The following is a 1,556-nucleotide window of genomic DNA, read 5'->3' as shown; positions in this document are numbered from 1 at the left end:
GGCGTGGACATTGCGAACGTAAAGATGTCGATGAACCCGTTCGACGAAATCGCGGTGGAAGAAGCGGTGCGGCTGAAGGAAGCGGGCGTCGCGACCGAAGTGATCGCGGTGTCGGCCGGTGTCGCCCAGTGCCAGGAAACGCTGCGCACGGCGCTCGCGATCGGCGCGGACCGGGCCATTCTCGTCGAGTCGAACGAGGACCTGCAGCCGCTGGCGGTCGCGAAGCTGCTCAAGGCGCTGGTCGACAAGGAACAGCCGCAACTGGTGATCCTCGGCAAGCAGGCGATCGACGACGACTCGAACCAGACCGGCCAGATGCTCGCCGCGCTCGCGGATCTGCCGCAGGCAACGTTTGCCTCGAAGGTGACGGTGGCCGATGGTCACGCGACGGTCGCGCGTGAAGTGGATGGCGGCGCGGAAACGCTATCGCTGAAGCTGCCGGCGGTGGTCACCACCGACCTGCGCCTGAACGAGCCGCGCTATGTGACGCTGCCCAATATCATGAAGGCGAAGAAGAAGCCGCTCGAGACGCTGAAGCCGGAAGACCTCGGTGTCGACGTGAAGCCGCGCCTGAAGACGCTGAAGGTCAGCGAGCCGGCCGCGCGCAGCGCTGGCGTGAAGGTGCCGGACGTGAAGACGCTGGTCGAGAAGCTGAAGAACGAAGCCAAGGTGCTGTAAGCGCGGGAGCGAGACGAAATGACAATTCTGGTAATTGCTGAACATGACAATGCGGCGCTGAAGGCAGCGACGCTCAATACGGTCGCTGCCGCGCAGAAGATTGGCGGCGACATTCACGTGCTGATCGCGGGTCACAACGCGCAGGGCGCAGCGGAAGCCGCGACCAAGGTACCAGGCGTCGCGAAAGTGCTGCTCGCCGACGCGCCGCAGCTCGAAGCAGGCCTGGCGGAAAACGTCGAAGCAACGGTGCTGCCGATCGCGAAGAACTACACGCATATCGTTGCGCCTGCAACGGCATACGGCAAGAACATCGCGCCGCGCATCGCGGCGAAGCTCGACGTCGCGCAGATCAGCGACATCACCGCGGTGGACAGCGCGGACACGTTCGAGCGCCCGATCTACGCAGGCAACGCGATCGCGATCGTGCAGTCGCAGGACCCGATCAAGGTGATCACGGTGCGCGCGACGGGCTTCGATCCGGTGTCCGCCGAAGGCGGCAGCGCATCGATCGAAAAGATCGACGCAGCCGCTGACCGCGGCATCGCGCAGTTCGTGAGCCGCGAGGTGACGAAGCTGGACCGTCCGGAGCTCACGAGCGCGAACATCATCGTGTCGGGCGGCCGGGGCCTGGGCAGCGGCGAGAACTACACGAAGGTGCTCGAGCCGCTCGCGGACAAGCTCGGCGCGGCGATGGGCGCCTCGCGCGCCGCAGTCGATGCGGGTTATGTGCCGAACGACTATCAGGTTGGCCAGACCGGCAAGATCGTCGCACCACAGCTGTATGTCGCGGTCGGCATCTCCGGTGCGATCCAGCACCTTGCCGGCATGAAGGACTCGAAGGTGATCGTCGCGATCAACAAGGACGCCGAGGCGCCGAT

At 65.1% G+C, this 1,556-nt stretch carries 2 protein-coding genes; both read left to right on the top strand.

What is annotated here, in order from left to right; translation table 11 throughout:
• On the top strand, positions 1-678 hold a 678-nt coding region (locus tag BX592_RS33610; RefSeq protein ID WP_134197634.1), incomplete at its 5' end, for an electron transfer flavoprotein subunit beta/FixA family protein.
• A gap of 18 nt (positions 679-696) precedes the next feature.
• On the top strand, positions 697-1,556 hold an 860-nt coding region (locus BX592_RS33605; RefSeq protein ID WP_134197633.1), incomplete at its 3' end, for an electron transfer flavoprotein subunit alpha/FixB family protein.

This window comes from Paraburkholderia rhizosphaerae, assembly GCF_004366595.1.
Classification (GTDB): domain Bacteria; phylum Pseudomonadota; class Gammaproteobacteria; order Burkholderiales; family Burkholderiaceae; genus Paraburkholderia; species Paraburkholderia rhizosphaerae.
The sequence above is the reverse complement of the archived record's forward strand: the minus strand, read 5'-3'. Positions and strand labels throughout refer to the sequence as shown.